Source organism: Ruegeria sp. BH8 (assembly GCF_056538065.1).
Genome location: NZ_JBQFSP010000028.1, coordinates 1 through 17,378 on the forward strand (window position 1 = coordinate 1; position 17,378 = coordinate 17,378).

15 protein-coding genes and 1 pseudogene are annotated in these 17,378 nt (G+C 58.3%); 14 read left to right on the forward strand and 2 right to left on the reverse strand.

What is annotated here, in order from left to right:
- Positions 1–188: 188 nt before the first annotated feature.
- Genes ACR0AD_RS20440 through speB form a run of 5 tightly spaced genes read left to right on the forward strand, consistent with a single transcriptional unit; the run spans position 189 to position 4,792 of the window.
- A complete protein-coding gene (locus tag ACR0AD_RS20440; protein ID WP_480489407.1) occupies positions 189–1,241 on the forward strand; it encodes a histone deacetylase family protein in 1,053 nt (350 codons plus the stop codon).
- The gene (locus ACR0AD_RS20445; RefSeq protein WP_480489405.1) at positions 1,238–2,368 is read left to right on the forward strand and encodes a M20 family metallopeptidase; all 1,131 of its coding nucleotides are present in this window, start codon (positions 1,238–1,240) and stop codon (positions 2,366–2,368) included. Before ACR0AD_RS20440 ends, ACR0AD_RS20445 begins: the two co-directional genes overlap by 4 nt.
- Positions 2,365–3,093 (forward strand): gamma-glutamyl-gamma-aminobutyrate hydrolase family protein, encoded by a 729-nt coding sequence (locus ACR0AD_RS20450; protein ID WP_480489403.1) that lies wholly within the window; start codon positions 2,365–2,367, stop codon positions 3,091–3,093. The genes ACR0AD_RS20445 and ACR0AD_RS20450 overlap by 4 nt, the downstream gene beginning before the upstream one ends.
- Positions 3,090–3,848, forward strand: a complete 759-nt coding sequence (locus ACR0AD_RS20455) for a maleate cis-trans isomerase family protein (RefSeq protein WP_480489401.1) — start codon at positions 3,090–3,092, stop codon at positions 3,846–3,848. The genes ACR0AD_RS20450 and ACR0AD_RS20455 overlap by 4 nt, the downstream gene beginning before the upstream one ends.
- Before the next feature lie 35 nt (positions 3,849–3,883).
- Positions 3,884–4,792 (forward strand): agmatinase, encoded by a 909-nt coding sequence (speB, locus tag ACR0AD_RS20460; protein ID WP_480489399.1) that lies wholly within the window; start codon positions 3,884–3,886, stop codon positions 4,790–4,792.
- On the opposite strand, the gene ACR0AD_RS20465 is transcribed toward speB, so the two are convergent.
- Entirely contained in the window at positions 4,787–5,650 is an 864-nt protein-coding gene (locus tag ACR0AD_RS20465) for a helix-turn-helix transcriptional regulator (protein WP_480489397.1), read from the reverse strand. The two genes, speB and ACR0AD_RS20465, sit on opposite strands and share 6 nt — an antisense overlap.
- Before the next feature lie 191 nt (positions 5,651–5,841).
- Here ACR0AD_RS20465 and ACR0AD_RS20470 point away from each other — a divergent pair, with 191 nt between their 5' ends.
- From ACR0AD_RS20470 to ACR0AD_RS20495, 6 genes are all read left to right on the forward strand, one after another.
- Complete coding sequence (locus ACR0AD_RS20470) at positions 5,842–6,804, forward strand: ABC transporter substrate-binding protein (protein WP_480489395.1); 963 nt, start codon at positions 5,842–5,844, stop codon at positions 6,802–6,804.
- A gap of 63 nt (positions 6,805–6,867) precedes the next feature.
- Complete coding sequence (locus ACR0AD_RS20475; protein ID WP_480489393.1) at positions 6,868–7,905, forward strand: quaternary amine ABC transporter ATP-binding protein; 1,038 nt, start codon at positions 6,868–6,870, stop codon at positions 7,903–7,905.
- Positions 7,906–7,914: 9 nt separating this feature from the next.
- Complete coding sequence (locus tag ACR0AD_RS20480; protein WP_480489391.1) at positions 7,915–9,924, forward strand: ABC transporter permease; 2,010 nt, start codon at positions 7,915–7,917, stop codon at positions 9,922–9,924.
- Positions 9,925–10,016: 92 nt separating this feature from the next.
- Complete coding sequence (locus tag ACR0AD_RS20485) at positions 10,017–11,627, forward strand: GMC family oxidoreductase (protein ID WP_480489389.1); 1,611 nt, start codon at positions 10,017–10,019, stop codon at positions 11,625–11,627.
- 14 nt (positions 11,628–11,641) lie between these two features.
- Entirely contained in the window at positions 11,642–13,144 is a 1,503-nt protein-coding gene (locus tag ACR0AD_RS20490) for an aldehyde dehydrogenase family protein (protein WP_480489387.1), read from the forward strand.
- A 26-nt stretch (positions 13,145–13,170) separates the two neighbouring features.
- On the forward strand, positions 13,171–13,926 hold the full coding sequence (locus tag ACR0AD_RS20495; RefSeq protein WP_480489385.1) for a type 1 glutamine amidotransferase: 756 nt from the start codon (positions 13,171–13,173) through the stop codon (positions 13,924–13,926).
- On the opposite strand, the pseudogene ACR0AD_RS20500 reads toward ACR0AD_RS20495, so the two are convergent.
- A pseudogene (locus tag ACR0AD_RS20500) lies at positions 13,841–14,256 on the reverse strand (DDE-type integrase/transposase/recombinase); the annotation flags it as partial. The gene ACR0AD_RS20495 and the pseudogene ACR0AD_RS20500 overlap by 86 nt on opposite strands.
- A gap of 262 nt (positions 14,257–14,518) precedes the next feature.
- Here ACR0AD_RS20500 and ACR0AD_RS20505 point away from each other — a divergent pair.
- The 3 genes from ACR0AD_RS20505 to ACR0AD_RS20515 all read left to right on the forward strand — a co-directional run.
- Complete coding sequence (locus tag ACR0AD_RS20505; protein ID WP_480489383.1) at positions 14,519–15,610, forward strand: MarR family transcriptional regulator; 1,092 nt, start codon at positions 14,519–14,521, stop codon at positions 15,608–15,610.
- Between the two features lie 56 nt (positions 15,611–15,666).
- On the forward strand, positions 15,667–16,494 hold the full coding sequence (locus tag ACR0AD_RS20510) for a hypothetical protein (RefSeq protein ID WP_480489381.1): 828 nt from the start codon (positions 15,667–15,669) through the stop codon (positions 16,492–16,494).
- A gap of 215 nt (positions 16,495–16,709) precedes the next feature.
- Positions 16,710–17,378: ArdC family protein (locus tag ACR0AD_RS20515; protein ID WP_480489379.1), on the forward strand; the 669-nt coding region annotated here is incomplete at its 3' end.

A 17,378-nucleotide genomic window follows, 5' to 3' on the forward strand; every position in this document is an offset into this window, starting at 1 on the left:
TCGAATTCATAGACCAATTGTTCAAAGCCGCATGATCTGAGAGTATCGACCAGACACCAAACCGACATCAGCCAGCTAATGCAACAGTCCCGTCATGAGCGTCTCAGGCATGGCCCGTTTGGGATATATCGCCACTGGTTTGTCGATCCTATCTTCGCCCCAAACTATGATTTCAAATGGGGCGATGTATGAAGGTCTTTTTTACCAAACGTCACCAAGAGCACAGGCCCCGGCACGAATTTACCGGTGGCGCGCTTATTCCCGCATTTGACTCGCCCGAGAGAGCAGATCTGATTGCGGATGCGCTGCAACAGGCGGGCGGGTTTCAGTTGACTGAGCCCAAAGACCACGGGTCAGAACCTATTCTCGCGGTGCATGACAAAGACTATGTCGCCTTTCTGCAAACCGCCATGGATGTGTGGAAGACGGCGGGCATGATCGGGAGCCCGATGGCTTCGAATGTCGCAGGTCGCCCGAAAGGGGTGGAGCCGGAATCAATCGAGGGGCGTGTCGGGTATTTTGCCAATGCCTGTGATACGACCATTGACCGCGGAACATGGCAGGCAGCCTACGCCAGTGCCCAGGTAGCTGTCAGCGCAGCGCAATATGTCGGTTCGGGCAAGGCCAACACGGCCTTTGCGTTGTGTCGTCCTCCGGGCCATCATTGCGAGTCCGATCGCTTCGGGGGCTACTGCTATCTGAACAACGCGGCGATTGCCGCACAGAGCCTACGCGACATGGGGCTGTCGAGGGTCGGCATACTTGATCTGGATTTCCACCATGGCAATGGCACCCAAGAGATTTTCTGGGCGCGCAACGATGTCTGGTACGGGTCAGTGCACGGTGATCCACGTCATTGCTATCCGTTTTTCGCCGGGCACGCCGATGAGCGCGGAGGCGGTGAAGGGGTTGGCAGCACGCTCAATCTCCCGTTACCGCCGGGAAGTAAGAATGATGCCTGGCTGTCTGCGGTGGCGCAGTTGATTTGGTCCCTCGGGGATTTTGAGGCCGAGGCGGTTGTCGTCTCTCTGGGTGTGGACCCTCATCATGACGATCCACAATCCTTTTTCGACGTCACCGAGAGAGGCTTTGGCCGGGCCGCCAATTTCTTGCGCGATGCGGGCATCCCGAGTGTGGTGGTGATGGAGGGTGGATATTGCGCCGACGCACTGGCTCCCTCGGTGCTGGCTTTTCTTGACGGGTTGGCCCCGCGGTCGGACAAGCAGGGAGAACCCACATGAAAGACATATGCAATTTCGAGATCGAGCACTTTCTGTCGGCGATGATCTGTATCCCGAGCTGCGACCCACCAGGGGGAGAGCTGGAAGTTGCCAAACTTGTGTATAGCCAACTGCAGGCGCTGGGGATCGAGGCAGAGTTTGACGAGTTCGCGCCGGGTCGCGCCAATGTTGTAGGGCGGATTGCCGGTGCCGGGACCAAACCCCCGCTTGTGTTCTCGGCGCATATGGACACGGTTCCCGAGGGGCAGCAACCCTGGAGCTTTCCGCCCTTTGCCGGAGATACTTTTGACGGCATGATCCGGGGGCGTGGGGCCTCGGATATGAAAAGCGCAATTGCCGCCTTTATTGGCGCGGCCCACCAGCTTTCCATGTCGCAAACGCCCCTGGCGGGGGACATCCTGCTGGCCTTTACAGCGGGCGAAAGCGCTAACTGCATTGGTGCACGGCGCCTGGTCGAGCAGGGTTTTCAATCTCGGATCGGGGCGTTCTTGTGTGGAGAGCCGAGCTCTCTGGACCTGATCGTGGTCGAAAAGGCCATTTTGTGGCTGCGGGCCGAGGCCAAAGGCACATTGGGCCATGTATCCGGCGCGGCGGGGGTCAATGCAATCGACTTGATGACCCAGTTCCTGCCCAAGCTCAACGCGCTGGAGCTGGACCTGCCGTCGCATCCGCTTTTGACGCCGCCATCGATCAGCGTCGGGCGTATCATGGGTGGCTCTGCGGTCAACCTGACACCGGATAAATGCCTCGCTGAGATCGACGTCCGGTTTGGCCCGGGGATCTCGCCAGAGCAGGTGATTGCGCAGATAATGCCCCTCTTGCCCGAGAAGGTATCTCTGGAGGTGATGGATTTCAAACCGGCTGTCGAAGAGAACCCGAACAGCGGGTTTGTCGAGCTGTGCAAACAGGCCTGTCTGGCCGAAAACGGCCACCTACCAAAGGTTCTTGGGGTGTCATACTACAGTGATGGGGCGATCTTGCTGGATGGCCTAGACGTGCCCTTTGCCATTCTTGGGCCGGGGCTGTTGGGTATGAGCGGCCAGCCGGACGAGCTGATCCCGGTTGAAAACCTGCACAAGGCCGTGCGGATCTACACGCAGATCGCGCAGGAATGGCTGCAGCCATGACGCGCGCCCTCCCCCCCCTGATTGGGCTGACCGCCGATCACGAACCCCGCTCGAAAGGGGAAAGCGAGGCAGAGTATGTCTTGCGCAGCAATTATTGCAGCGCCATTGCGCAGGCCGGAGGCATGCCGGTTCTGCTGCCTTATGAGACACAGGATGTCACCGCCCTGATGGCGCGGCTAGATGGCATCGTCGTCACCGGAGGCATGTTTGACATCCCGCCAGAATATTATGGGCAACCCGGCACTCCTGGCCTGACCCTGAAAGCCCATCGGACAGCGTTCGAACGCGCGCTGATGACCGAGGCGTTGCAGCGGGATCTGCCGGTGCTGGGGATCTGTAATGGCATGCAGCTGCTGGCGGTCTGTTGTGGTGGCACCCTGGTGGCCGATATACTGCGGGATGTTCCCGGTGGGATCGAACATCTGCCGCAAGACCCGCCAATTGAAGTTGCCCATCAGATCGAATTTGTGGCGTCGAGCCTATTTGATCGGATCACGGATCGGCGCGAGGCCTGGGTTAACAGCCTGCACCGTCAGGCTGTGCGTGCATGCGACAACTATCGGGTGGCCGCCCGCTGCGTGGATGATGGAGTGATCGAGGCCATCGAAGTTCCAGGCAAGCGCTTTGCTATTGGGGTGCAATGGCACCCGGAATACCAATTAGGCGCGCTGGACAAAGCCATTCTGCGGGCCTTTGTTAGCGCATCAATCGAGGGCAGATCATGAGCATATCCGCCGTTCCGATTTCTGTGCCGCTTGCGGATACGAGCAGTACCCTTCGCATAGGCTTGGTCGTTCTGGCCAGCGATCCAACCATTGAAAGCAGCTTTCGCCGGATGCTGGCACCCCATGGTGGCATTGAGCTTTTTGTGAACCGAATTGCCTTTGATGGTGAAATTTCGGTCGAGAGGCTGCGGGCAATGGAGGACGACATCCGCGCCTGTGCGGCAGACATCCTGCCGGGACGTCCGCTTGATATTTTGCTTTATGGGTGCACCTCTGCGTCGGCGGCTATTGGGGATCAGCGCGTGCTGGCGCTGTTGAGAGAAGCCAAACCGGAAGCTAAGGCGGTCGCCACGCCGGTGACGGGTTTGCTGGCGGCAACCACGGTGCTGAAGCTGCGCCGGATCTCTGTGCTGACCCCTTATACCCCATCCGTTTCTGAGATGTTGGGTGTCTATATCGAAGGTCTCGGCCTCAAGGTGACGGCCCTGCATTGCCTGGGATTGGTTGAGGATTGGGATAATGGGCGGGTCACACCGGACAGTCTGTGTGATCTTGCCTCTGGTCTGGATCACGCCGGGGCGGATGCGGTGTTTCTTTCCTGCACGGCGCTGCAAGGGGCAGAGGCGGCAGCCAGGCTGGAGGCGCGGATCGGGATGCCGGTCATCACCAGCAACCAGGCGCTGTTATGGCATGGGCTGCGCGCGGCGGGGCAACAATTGAAGATCCAGGGCTTTGGGCGTTTGATGGACACCTAGGCCCGCCTAGGTTCGCTTCACAAAAGGACAATACGATGGTGCAAAACGTTGAACTTGATGAACCTTTGTTCGAACATCTGGGCACATTCCTCGGTGTCCCGGCTTGGTCTCAGCAGGTCCGCTCGGATGTCGTCATACAAGGGATCCCCTTTGACCTGACCACACCAGGGCGGCCCGGCGCACGGTTCGGGCCCGGTGCTATTCGGCTGGCGTCGGCCAATCTTAGGTGGGATCGGCCGCGGTGGCCCTGGTCGTTTGACGTGACCGAAAAACTGGCGCTTTCAGACACCGGCGACATTCAGAACCAGACAGGAATGCCGCAAACCATGGTGTCGCGGGTAGAGGCCAGAACCACACAATTGCTGCAAAGCGGCGCGCGGGTGCTGTCGCTGGGTGGCGATCACTATGTCTCACTGCCGTTGTTGCGGGCCCATGCTGCACAACATGGCAGAATGGCACTACTGCATTTTGACAGCCATACAGACACCTACGACGGCCCGGAGTTTGACAATGGGACACCCTTTCACTTTGCCGCAAAAGAAGGGTTGATCGACCCCGAGCATTCCATTCAGATCGGTATTCGGACCGTCTATGATCCGCAAGATTATCCCTACACCGTTCTTGACGCCGATTGGTGCTGTAACAATGGCCCGCAAGAGGTGTTGGCCCGAATCCGCGCGGTGATCGGCGACCGGCCCACCTATCTGACGTTCGATATTGACGGTCTCGATCCGGCCTATGCGCCGGGAACGGGCACACCTGTTGCCGGAGGGTTCTCTACCAATTTTGCGTTGCAGGTTATGCGCGGGCTGGTTGGTCTCGACATTGTTGGCATGGACCTTGTTGAAGTGTCTCCGCCCTATGATCCAACCGGCATCACCTCTTTGGCGGCGGCCACCCTGGCGCTGGAGATGCTGCACGTCTGGGCGGCAAATGCCTCATAAAGTTTCCAGGTTCAAAAGCTGTTCGATGAAAATCCCGCAAAGCTCACTTTGTGAGGAAACGTCCAGCTTTTGATAGACTTTTTTGATGTGGTTTCGGGCCGTGCCGTAAGAGATGTCAAGAAGCCCGCCGATTTCGCGCGCGTTGAACCCCTTGAGCATCAAATTGCAGACTTCCTTTTCACGGGAGGTCAAATGTTCAGCCTGAAAGGTCGCCAGAACCGTCTCGATCTGGGCGTGTTTTCGGCTGCGGTTGCTGCGCGCGTCCGGGTGTTGCTGCGCTGTCTCGTGCCAGACACGGGTTGCAAAGTTCTCTACAACCGGTGCGACACTCTCAAGAACGGTAAGGTGATAACGCTCATAGGTTGATCGATCGGGCAAGGCCACAGCGCGGGAAAAACAGACAAGCGACCGCGTGTCCGCATCTATATCCGTGACAAGCCCGACCTCTTCCATGGGTCCAAAAATTTCCTGATCATAAGACAGGTAGGCTTCGATTTCGGACAGGTCCTCGGGTGAGATATCCTTTTTCAGGTAGCTTCCCGGCGGGTCCCCATTGAGAAAAGAAGTGTAAAACGGGTCAAGAAGATATGGCCCGTCCGCATAGCGATCCTGTCGTGTCTCGGCGTCAAAATAATCAAACATGATCGGCACTTCGCCCTGCCGGAAAAAGATCACATACCAGGTGTCGGCATCGAACAGGGCGGCCAGGCCAATCGCGATTTCGCGGATCGCGGCAGACGAGGACTCGGCCTGCATTGCCTTGACGACGGCGTCACTCCAGAGGTGGTATCCCACCCACCATTCCCGCGCAGTGCGGCGCCCGATGGGCGGTGGGGCGAGTATGGGAAAATCGGTCATTGGCGCACTTCAATTCGTTTGGATGTCACATGCTAAAACATGCCGGGCGGGCCTGCAAAAAGTATGTCCCAATTGGGACATGGTCAATTTTTCCCGTCTTCTTCACGGTTGAGCACAGCAATCAAAGGCGGCTTTTGCCGCGATCAGATGCAGCGCCCAATCAACCAGCGCGTAACAACGGGAACCAGAAAATGAGCAAGTCAAACGCGATCAGAACCACCCTTCTTGGGGCCAGCGCCGCCTTGGCGATGACAGCGGGTGCGGCAGATGCGGCGGATACAAACCAGCCGATCTCGATCGCAACAATCGACAGTTCGGATGCGGATTTTATCGCCCATGTCTATGGCGGCCTGCTGCAGCGTTACGGTTTCAACGTCGAATATCTGCGGATCGACTATACCGCGATGATCCCGGCGCTTGAGACCGGCGATCTGGATGTCTCCACCTCGATCTGGGACACCACAACTTGGCCAGCGGTTGCCAACGCAATGGCGGATCACACAGCGGTTGTTTACGGGTCGACCGGTGTCGCCGTGAAAGAAGGCTGGTGGTATCCAAAGTACCTCGAAGAGGTCTGCCCAGGCCTGCCCGACTACACAGCGCTTCAGGCCCCTGAGTGTGTGGCTGCGCTGACCACCGCAGAAACCGCCCCGCGCGGGCGCTACATTGATGCGCCGGCAGATTGGGAGACGGATTCAGCCAAACGCATGGCGGCGCTGAACCTTGATTTTGAGGTGATCAACTCCGGTTCTACCGTGACCATGATTGCATCGATGCGCGCCGCGGTTGATCGTAAGGAACCGGTTTTTGGATTTGGCACGCTGCCGCATTGGTACTTTGCCGGAACGCCTGGAGATTTTGTGCAGATGCCTCCAAATACGGCCGCGTGTTATGACGATCCCGCCACGGGTCCGAACCCGGAGGCGACCTTTGATTGCGGCTTTTCCGTCGGGTTCATCTGGAAAATGGCCAACAATGATTTTGCCGCCAAATCTCCCGAAGCGGCGCGTTTGCTGCAACTCTTGCAGCTTGATGCCAACGACGTGGCGGCGGCCACTGGCAAGATCGAAAACGATGGCGTCCCGATTGAACAGGTGGCCGCAGACTGGCTGGATGCCCATCAAGATACCTGGCGCAGCTGGCCGATCAATTAAGGCCGCCCGAGTTCCTTTGGTCTGCCTTGCGGCAGACCAACCCAATCAAAAGATAGTCCTCACATGACAAACTCCCCCATTGGCGACGATAGTGCCAAGGCCATGCTGCGGTGCACTGAGCTTTGGAAGATTTTTGGCAAAAACGGTGCGCAGGCCCTGACCGATCTGGGCGAAGATGCCCCGGACTCAGCTTTTCGCGACCGGGATCTGATTGTTGGGGCCCGCGCGGTGAACTTGCATGTGAACAAGGGCGAGATCTTTGTTGTCATGGGGTTGTCAGGTTCGGGCAAATCCACGTTGGTGCGCTGCATGACACGTCTACATCGGCCAACGGCGGGCAAGCTGGAGATTGACGGCGTGGACGTCACAAACCTCTCTGATCAAGAGCTGGTGGAGCTGCGCCGCAAGAAAATCTCGATGGTGTTTCAGGACTTTGCCCTGCTGCCGCATCTGACAGTGTTGGGCAATGTGGCTTTCCCGCTAAAGGTGCAGGGCCAGGATCGGAAAACCCGCGAAAGGCGCGCGCTTGAGATGATCGAGCTTGTCGGGCTGCAGGGCCGCGAGAACTATTTTCCGGATGAGCTGTCGGGAGGGCAACAGCAACGGGTAGGCATCGCCCGAAGCCTGACGACCCGGCCAGAGGTCTGGTTTCTGGATGAGCCGTTTTCGGCGCTGGATCCGCTGATCCGCTATGATATGCAGGCAGAGTTCCTGCGTTTGCAAACTATGCTTAACAAAAGCATTGTTTTTATCACACATGATTTTGAAGAGGCCGTGCGCTTGGCCGACCGGATCGCTATCATGAAAAATGGCCAGGTGATCCAACAGGGCCGCCCCGAAGATCTGGTCTTGCGGCCAGCGGATGACTACGTGCGGGATTTCACGCAGAACATTCCCAAACAGAAAGTCCTGCGCGTTTCGGCAATCATGGGGCAGCCGGTAGAGGGTGCCACCATTGACTGGGTTGTGCGCTCAGAGGCCACCATTGATCAGGTTGCCGCGCAGGTTCTTGAAGCGGATCAGCCGATCGCCGTGGTGAATGCATCTGATGAAATTGTTGGATCGATCCACCGCCATGCGCTTATCCCGATTGTTACCTGAGGCAGCATCATGGCCCCGCATTCCGAAAACAGTTTCTTTTTCAGCCGTCGCAACCTGATCCGGGCGCTTGTCGCTATCTGCCTTGTGCTGGCCGCGTTCTGGTTGCCGCAAGACGGTGGCGGCTTTGATGATTTTCCGCAGGAGCGGACCATCGACATCGCAACCCCGCTTGGGGATTGGCTCAAACATGTGTCACGCAAGGCGGAAATCGGGCCGGTCAAAATGTCCGAGATCACGCGGATGATTGGTAGCCTTGTCTCGCAACCCTACGAGCTTCTGAAAGGGGTGTTTGCCTCGGGGTTCCGGATCTATCCCGAAGCGGGTAGCAAAATTGAGATACCCCCCCTGCCCTGGATCGCGGTCACCGCGTTTTGGATCATTCTTGCCCAGACCTTTGCGGGTCGCGGATTTGCGCTCGGCACGGGGGCGACGTTTTTGTTTTTTGCGGTGTTCGGCATTTGGGAATCGGCCATGCTGACCCTGACCCTGGTGGTAGTTTCGGTTGCCTTCAGCACCGTCATCGGTCTGCTGCTTGGATTGCTTGGCTACAAGTACCCAGCCTGGGATCGGGCCTTGCAGCCGATCTACGACATCATGCAGACCCTGCCATTGTTTTCCTATCTTGTCCCGATGATCCTGTTTTTCGGGTTTGGGCCGGTGGCCTCTTTGATGGCGACGGTGGTGTTCTCTCTGCCGCCAATGGCGCGGGTGACAACACAGGCGCTGCGCGAGGTCAGCAGCAGCGTGCGCGAGTTTGGACATATTGCCGGATGCCTGCCCCGCCAGCTGGATTGGCAGGTGATGATCCCGGCCGCCCGCAAGAGCCTGCTGCTGGGTGTGAACCAGGTGATCATGCTGGCCCTTTCGGTTGTGGTTGTCGCCTCGCTGATCGGCGCTGGTGGCCTAGGGGGCGATGTGCTCAAGGCGCTGAAATCTCTGCGCATTGGCGATGCGATCATCGCCGGGAGCGCGGTGACACTGATGGCGATTGTGCTTGATCGGATGTCCTATGCGGTTGCGGTACGACGCCCCGTGCATCAGCCCACGACACAAAGCTGGGCCAAGCGCCACGTTGTGGCGCTGACAATTGCCGCGCTGACGCTGGCATTCATCCTGATGGCGCGTTTTTTCCCCGCGTTACAGAGCTACCCGGAAGCATGGCAAATTCGCGCCGGAGCCTTTGCAAACGATGCGGTCCGCTGGTTTTCCAACACCCATTATGACGAACTGAGCGGCCTGCGGGATGGGTTTATCATCTATCTTCTGAAACCGATGCGCCTGTTCCTGACCGGGCTGCCATGGGTTGGGGTCACGGTGGCGGTTGTGGTTGTTGGCTATCTGCTCAACGGGTGGCGGCTGGCGCTGCTGGGCGGGACAATCTACGCGCTGATCGCGGTGCTGGGATATTGGGACAAGGCGATGGTGTCGCTCTACCTTGTAGTGGTCTCTGTCGGGTTTGCGAGCGTTCTGGGCGTTGTTCTGGGGATTGTTGGCACGCTTTTCCGCCCACTGCGGGCAGGACTGATCCTGGCTGTCGACACGTTACAGACGATGCCGATGTTTGTGTATCTTATCCCGGTGGTCATGCTGTTCAGCCTTGGGGAATTCCCTGCCTTCCTTGCGATCGTGCTGTATGCGGTCACCCCGGCCATCCGCTATACGATTTCGGCGCTGGAGGGGGTTAAACCAACGTTGATCGAAGGCGCGCGCATGTCCGGGTGTACAGGTTGGCAGTTGCTGATGCTTGTGAAACTGCCGCTTGGGTTTCCGGTGATCCTGCTGGGGATAAACCAGGTGATCATGCTGGCCTTTGGTATGCTTGTGATCACCGCGCTGGTTGGCACGCGCGGGCTTGAGGAAACAACGCTTTCGGCCATCGCGCGGGTTGCCGCTGGCGACGGCCTTCTTGCCGGTCTTGCCATTGCTGGCATGGCAATTGTTTTTGACCGCTACATCCGCGCCGCAAGCGAGATCGCTGCCTATTACATGGGCGTCCCGCTCTCGCGCAAAGCTAACTGACAGGCATCTATCCCGGATGGGACATGGGTCTGTGAGGGCCGCCGTGCCAGTTGTCTCTCAACCGCTAAACGACACTACTACCGGAGCATCTCATGGGCGAGAACACCGAGGAATTTGACTTCATCATTGTGGGCGCTGGCTCTGCGGGATGTGTATTGGCCAACCGCCTTTCTGCGGACAAGGGCACCAGTGTCTTGTTGCTGGAAGCCGGAGGCTCGGACATCAACCCATTTGTGGCGGCCCCCGTGGGCGAAACGCAGCTTTTGGGGTCGGCCTATGACTGGGCCTTCAAAAGCGCACCACAAAGCGAACTTGGTGGCGCAAGGATGGAGCTTGCGCGCGGCAAATGTCTGGGCGGGTCTTCTTCGATCAATGGCCAACTCTATTTCCGCGGTATCGCTGAGGATTATGACGGCTGGGCAGCGCTTGGAAATACAGGCTGGAGCTTTGACGATGTGTTGCCGTTGTTCAAACGCATGGAAAACTGGATTGGCGGGGCAGATGCTTATCGCGGAGACCAGGGGCCTTTGCGCACGATCGGCAGCACCTATGACAATCCGCTGTTTGAGGCGTTCATACAGGCCGGAGAGCAAATGGGGCACCGGCGGATCGCGGATTTCAATGGCGCGGACTACGAAGGTTTTGGCCATTGCCAGCACACTCACTACCGGTTCCCCGTGCTGCGCTGCGCGACCTCCTATGCCTATCTTTTGCCAGAACGGTTCCGCCGCAACCTGAGCGTTCGAAAACATGCCGAAGTCAGCCGCGTCCTTATCGAGGATCGGGTTGCCAGGGGGGTTGAGTACCGGCGCAAAGGAACCACGCACAGGGTGATGGCCCGCAAAGAGGTGATCCTGAGCGCCGGCCCCTATCAATCGCCCAAGCTGTTGATGCTCTCGGGCATTGGCGATGCTGGGCACCTAAAAGACATGGGGGTTGAACCGGTTCTGGATTTGCCGGGTGTCGGGCAAAACCTGCAAGATCAGATTGGTTCATTTGTTCAGCATGACTGTACGCAGCCCATCACCTATTACAGCTATACCAACAAGCTGCGCGCGGCGGGCGCGGTGTTTCAGTGGCTGGCCTTGGGCCGGGGGCCGCTGACCTTGTTTCCCATGGCATCAAGCGCGATCCTGCGCGTCGCCCCAGACGCGCCGAGACCGGATGTGCAGTATTACATGTTCCCGGTTGCGGTGAACCCCCATAGCGAGGGGACATTTGAGCCACGGTCGCACGGCTACAACATTCATTGGGGGATCATTCAGCCCAAAAGCCGTGGCTTTGTACGCCTGAGCAGCGCTGATCCATTTGCCGATCCGGTGATTGATAACCGTTTCTTTTCGGATGAGGCCGACAAAGAGCTGAACCGTCTGGCCTTTCGCATGGCGCGCAAAATCCACGCGCAGGCCGCGCTGGCCCCCTATCGCGGAGCAGAAGTGGCGCCGGGGCCGCACTGTCAGAGCGATGCCGAAATTGACGCGCATTGTTCGCGTTACTTTGCAAACCACTATCACGCCTCGGGCACGTGCAAGATGGGGGTGGATGACCTGGCGGTGGTCGATCCCGAGCTGAAGGTGCGCGGCGTGGATCGTTTGCGGGTGATCGACAGTTCCATCATGCCGGTGGTCCCGACCGGCGGCCTGAACGCGCCGTCGATGATGGTTGGTGAAAAGGGCAGCGACATGTTGCTGCAAAGCTGGTGAGAAAGGGGAACGGCATGACAGATCCTGTTGCCAAATACTTAAATGCCCATGGGGTTGGTGCGGAAAGCCAGGCTTTGTTGCGGCGGGACGTCGGCCATTGGATCAATGGACGTCTTTCACGCGCCGGAACTCCAATTCCGGTGATCGAGCCCAGCACGGCAAGTGTTTTGTGTCATACCTACGAAGCCGGGCCCGCGATTGTGGATCAGGCCGTTGGTGCCGCGCGGGCCGCTTTTGAAAATGATGCCTGGGCCGGATTGCGGCCCCTTGATCGGCAACAGATGATCCTGAAACTTGCGGATCTGGTTGAGGCCAACAAAGGCGAGCTGGCCCTGATGGAATCCGTCGATGTCGGCAAACCGGTGGATCAAGCGCTTGAGGTGGATATCGGAGGGGCCGTGGATGTGCTGCGGTACTTTGCCGGTTGGGCAGGCAAGATCAGCGGTCGAACTGCGCCGCTCTCGGCCTATGACAGCAGCTTCTTTGGGCTGACACTCAAAAAGCCGGTTGGGGTCGTGGCGGCCATTACGCCCTGGAACTTTCCACTACAAACCCTGATCTGGAAATGCGCTGCAGCTTTTGCCACCGGGTGTACCGTGGTTGCCAAGCCAAGCGAAATTGCCCCGCTGAGCGCGTTGCGATTTGCCGAGCTGACACAGGAAGCGGGGTTTCCGCCGGGGGTCTTTAACCTGATCAACGGAACCGGGCCTGAAACCGGCGCTGCGCTGGTCGCACACAGAGATGTTCACAAGATCACCTTTACCGGCTCGACAGAGGCCGGAAAGGTGATCGGGGCGTCGGCGTTGGGCACGATGAAACGCCTGACGCTGGAGCTTGGAGGCAAGTCTCCGGTCCTTGTGACGGGCACGGCCGATCTGGATCAGGCGGTAGACGGTGTTATCAACGGCATTTTCTTCAATGCGGGTCAGGTCTGTGATGCCGGGTCCCGGGTGATTGTAGCAGATGAGATATATGACGCGTTTACAGATCGCTTAGTGCAGAAGGTGAGCACGCTCAAGGTTGGCCCTGGGCTAGAGGACAATACGTTTCTTGGCCCTCTGGCGTCGCAGGCGCATTTTCAGAAAGTCACCTCGCTGGTCCAAAAAGCCAAAGATGATGGGCTCGCCTTATTGCTGAACAAGTCTGAACAGGCGGGGTCCGGTTTCTTTCATGGCCCGGTGATCATAGGGGATTGCCCTTCGGATCACGCCTGTTGGACGGATGAGATTTTCGGGCCGGTTCTGGCCTGTCGGCGTGCAACAAGCGAAGCGGATCTGATTTGTGCGGCCCATGATACAGACTATGGGCTAGGGGCCGCGATTTTTTCCCAAGACCACGCTCAGGTCCTGCGGCTAATGCGCCGCCTGAACGCAGGGACGATCTATGTGAATGGCCATGGCTTTCTTGACCCGGCCTTTCCGTTTGGCGGACAGGGAATGTCCGGATTTGGCAAGGACCTTGGGGAAGAGCAACTAGAGGCTTACCTTGAAACCGTCTCTGTCTTGTTTTCCCAATAACACTGGGGTACAGGCGAGAGGTCTTTATGCGGATTCTGGTGTTTCAACACGCGCTTCATGAAGGGTTGGGGCTATTCCAGCCATTGTTTCAACAGGACGGCCACCAGATCACGATCTTTCGGCCCGACTTGGGCGGGCCTGCCCCGGATCTGGCGCTGTTTGATGGCCTTTGGGTGTTGGGTGGCGCGGTTCAGGTCTGGCAGGCCGAGACGCTGGATTGGTTGCAACATGAGCTCGAGTTGGTGCGCCGGGCCGTCGTGGATCTAGAAATGCCCTTTTTTGGAATTTGCCTTGGCCATCAGATGCTGGCGCATGTTCTGGGCGGGACGGTTGGACCGGCACGCTGCCCTGAAATTGGCATTTCTTCGGTGCAGTTATTGCAAGAGCGCCCCGAGTTTTCCGGGCTTGCTCCGAGCATCAAAACGTTTCAATGGCACAGCGCCGAAATCACTGCGCTGCCGCCGGATTGCCAGCTGACTGCATTGTCACAAGCTTGCAAGGTTCAGGCCATGTCCTGGGGGTCAACCGCTCGGTCAGTGCAGTTTCACCCCGAAGTTGATCAGGCAGGCTTGCGCACCTGGGCCAAGGATCCGGCCGTGGGCGAGGCCTTTGATCAGGCCAACGGGGTAGGGGCCATGGAGGCGTGCCTGGAGCAGATGAACGCATTGAGGTCGGAAACATTGCGGCTGGCAGAGCATCTATATCGCAACTGGATGGCAGAAAGCCGGTCTGCCTGCAGACCTTTTCGAGAGTCTGCACGGCATCGTCGCCCCGGTAAGTGAAGCGTGGGTCAGCCGCCGGACAGTGCCGGGAATGCGTGTCAACAACGGTCAGGATGCGCAGTTTATTACTCAGGGCGAGCTGGCCGTGGACGAAATCCATCGCCCAGACGTCGTTGGGCCGATCGCTTCCTGGCGATCTTCACGTATCTCTGCCTTCACCCGGCGCTTCAGATGCTTGTTCCTGAACTGTAGACCCAACTAGTTGGAAACCCTGCGAGTCTTCTTCATGTTGATCACCCAGCCCTCCTGCCTCAGAAGCACGTGGGCGCGCCGGTCTCCGTAGCGCTCACGGGTCTCCTTGACCTCCTTGATTCGCCGCTCGACGGCAGCCTAGTCCGTCCGCCGTGTGCTGGCGAAGTGGCGTCTCCGGGTGGGTATCTGCGGGGCGTTGTCCAGAAAGCCGGGGCAGGGTAACTCCATCTCGAGCGCTGCTTCTACGGTCGTCTCAGCGGGCGGGCTGCGTAACGGGAACTTCTAAGATTGATCCCAGGGGTGAGGTCGACAACGCTAGGTGCTCAAGTTTACGGAACAGTAAATATTGACTTTAGGCCGAATATATGAGAGAAACAGCTAAATCTGCTGAACAGTGAATATGGAAGAAATCGCGAACATAGAGCCGGAACTTTTGGAAAGCCTGAGCGACAGCTTTGAGGCGATTCCTAACGCTCACTTGGGTGAAACCTCCTGGGAAGCGGGGATTGGTGAGCGTTTGCGCCCGGATGCAATTCTTAATGCGGTCGTAGCAGGTCGCGAAATCGCCTTCGTGGTGGAAACCCGAGGCGATGTGTTTCCGCGAGACGCACGTGAGATCGTCTGGCAGCTCAAACGATACCTGCGGGAGTTGAACAGCTCCAACCGGCGGTATGTTCCGATGATCCTTGCTCGTTCGGTTTCGGAAGGGGCCCGGGACTTTCTTCAGGAAGAGCAGGTCGCCTATCACGACTTGAGCGGATCGCTCTTTGTCAGTGTCGATGAGACGTTTGTGCTGATCGAGAGGCCGAAACCCAAGCGTGCCAAGCGTCGCGCCATGAACGTGTTCAAAGGAACCCGAGCACAGGTCTTGCACGCTTTGTTCGATCGTCCAGGCGAATGGGTGAGTGGCTCGGAGATTGCCGAATATGCCGGTGTGTCGCCGGCGACCGTTTCTGAAACCTTCAAGGATCTTGAGCGTCGCGACTGGCTGGACGTGAAAGGGGAGGGGCCTGCGAAACGGCGCAGACTGATCCGGCCAGATGTCCTACTGGATGCCTGGCGCGACAGCATTCTGGCGAGTCGTGCGTCGAAACGAAGCCGGTACTACGTTCCGCGGATGAAACCCGAAGAAATGGTGAGGCAAATCAAGCGTGAAGCGCCATACGGGAATATAGACTTGGAACTCACAGGTCAATTTGCAGCCCAATCTTACGCGCCATTCCTTTCTAGCGTTTCAGATTTGGCTGTGCGTGTTCGCGGTAAAACCGGTCGCGAGTTACTCCTTTCCATACTTGGCGCGCGAGAGGTTTCGGAAGGTGCAAACCTTGTGCTGATCGACGCAGGATCGAAAAAGCTGCGCCGTGGAAAACGTGACGAAAACGAACGTTTGCTTGCCTCGCCCCTGCAAGTCTATCTCGACCTGCTGGAAGATCATGGTCGTTCCAAGGAAATGGCAGAGCATCTGCGCTCTCAAAAACTGGTGTGGCAATGAAGAAACCGACGGCCATTCAAGGCTACAACCAAACTGTCACTGAGGCCTGTGAGCGTGTGCTGGTCACCCTGATCCGCCATTTGGGGCCGTGGCGCGACTCCATCTTTCTCGTGGGTGGTCTGACGCCACGCTACCTCATCAAGGAACGTCCGCCGGCGGTGCCCGCGCATGCGGGAACCGGGGACGTTGATGTCGTTGTGGACATGAAACTGCTCGCTGATACCAAGGCCTACCGGACGCTAGAGGACAATATCAGGGCCATCGGGTTCAAACGGTCTGAAAACAATGACGGTAAAAAGCTATCATGGCGCTGGCAACAGGAGTTGGTCGACGGCACGGTTCTGATTTTGGAATTCCTGGCGGACGCCGGAGATGAGAGCGGCGGTGCGCTTCAAGAGTTGCCCTCGGAAGGTGCGGTTTCAGCAATTCACATTCCGCATTCGGCGATGGTGCTGGATCATCATGAGACCGTGGATATTACAGCCGAACTGCTGGACGACGGTGGCGTCACGACCGAGACCATCCGGCATGCGGACATTATCAGTTTCACCTGCCTCAAGGCGTTTGCTTTCGATCACCGGGCCGAACCCAAGGATGCGCACGACCTCTGCTATTGCCTTGAGCACTACAAAGGCGGAACGGAGGCTTTGCGTTCTGCATTCGACGCCGCCCTGGCTGGCAAGCACGCTGAAACCGTCAAGTCGGCGATCGACATCCTCGCGCGGCGTTTTTGTGATGGCGACGGGTTTGAAGGCTATCAGAAAGATGGCCCGGTCGCTGCGGCACGTTTTGAGGGCGCAGAGGACTGGATGCCCGACAACCGGATTCTTCGGCAACGTGACTTGAGCGCCGTTGTTCAGGATGCTATCGCGCCATTCATCTGATCTTGATCCGGTGCGGTAGGGGGCTTCCCATCCTGACCTCCTCCGTCCCATCCCCGTGCGAGCAAGGGGATCGCGCGTCTGGCGGACACCGCCGCTCGCGCAATGGTCTGCCCGCCCCATTCGCTGTCGCTCCCGTGTTGACCATGCTCGTGCGGCTTGTTGCGTCCGCCATGTCCTCCCGCGTCCCGCACGGGGACGAAACAATGGAGGATCACATGGCAAAGCCCGACATCTACACCCGCATCACCGAGAAGATCATTGCAGATCTGGAGGCTGGCACCCGGCCCTGGCACAAGCCCTGGAGCGCCGAGCACCTCGCCGGTCGCATCACCCGGCCCCTGCGTCACAACGGCATCGCCTACCGCGGCCTCAACATCATTCTGCTCTGGGCCGCGTCCGTCGCCCATGGCTATGTCGCGCCCACCTGGATGACCTATCGCCAGGCACTCGAGCTTGGCGGGCAGGTCCGCAAAGGCTCCAAGGGTCAGCTCGTCATCTATGCAGATATGATGCGCAAAACCGAGACCGATGATGCGGGCCAAGACCGCGAGGTCGAGATCCCCTTCATGAAGGGCTACACGGTTTTCAACGTCGATCAGATAGAGGGACTACCCGAGACCTACTACGCCGTGGCTGAGCCGATGCCCGAGACCGCCGAGCGCAATGCCATCGCGGAAGCGTTCTTCGCAGTGACCGGGGCCGATATTCGCCATGGTGGCAATCAAGCCTTCTATGCGGTCGATCCCGATTACGTGCAGATGCCGCCCTTCGAGACTTTTGAATACCCCGAGGCGGTATTGCCAAGTTGTTCGTCTGTCTTGACTGGGCTATCCGCGGGCCATGAACAATCCGACCAATATGCCACGCCTAAAAGGGTTCCGCTA

Bases quoted from the DNA above. Each gene is read 5' to 3' on its own strand.
- ACR0AD_RS20440 (WP_480489407.1), top strand. From the start codon at position 189: ATGAAGGTCTTTTTTACCAAACGTCACCAAGAGCACAGGCCCCGGCAC.
- ACR0AD_RS20445 (WP_480489405.1), top strand. From the start codon at position 1,238: ATGAAAGACATATGCAATTTCGAGATCGAGCACTTTCTGTCGGCGATG.
- ACR0AD_RS20450 (WP_480489403.1), top strand. From the start codon at position 2,365: ATGACGCGCGCCCTCCCCCCCCTGATTGGGCTGACCGCCGATCACGAA.
- ACR0AD_RS20455 (WP_480489401.1), top strand. From the start codon at position 3,090: ATGAGCATATCCGCCGTTCCGATTTCTGTGCCGCTTGCGGATACGAGC.
- speB (WP_480489399.1), top strand. From the start codon at position 3,884: ATGGTGCAAAACGTTGAACTTGATGAACCTTTGTTCGAACATCTGGGC.
- ACR0AD_RS20465 (WP_480489397.1), bottom strand. From the start codon at position 5,650: ATGACCGATTTTCCCATACTCGCCCCACCGCCCATCGGGCGCCGCACT.
- ACR0AD_RS20470 (WP_480489395.1), top strand. From the start codon at position 5,842: ATGAGCAAGTCAAACGCGATCAGAACCACCCTTCTTGGGGCCAGCGCC.
- ACR0AD_RS20475 (WP_480489393.1), top strand. From the start codon at position 6,868: ATGACAAACTCCCCCATTGGCGACGATAGTGCCAAGGCCATGCTGCGG.
- ACR0AD_RS20480 (WP_480489391.1), top strand. From the start codon at position 7,915: ATGGCCCCGCATTCCGAAAACAGTTTCTTTTTCAGCCGTCGCAACCTG.
- ACR0AD_RS20485 (WP_480489389.1), top strand. From the start codon at position 10,017: ATGGGCGAGAACACCGAGGAATTTGACTTCATCATTGTGGGCGCTGGC.
- ACR0AD_RS20490 (WP_480489387.1), top strand. From the start codon at position 11,642: ATGACAGATCCTGTTGCCAAATACTTAAATGCCCATGGGGTTGGTGCG.
- ACR0AD_RS20495 (WP_480489385.1), top strand. From the start codon at position 13,171: ATGCGGATTCTGGTGTTTCAACACGCGCTTCATGAAGGGTTGGGGCTA.
- ACR0AD_RS20505 (WP_480489383.1), top strand. From the start codon at position 14,519: ATGGAAGAAATCGCGAACATAGAGCCGGAACTTTTGGAAAGCCTGAGC.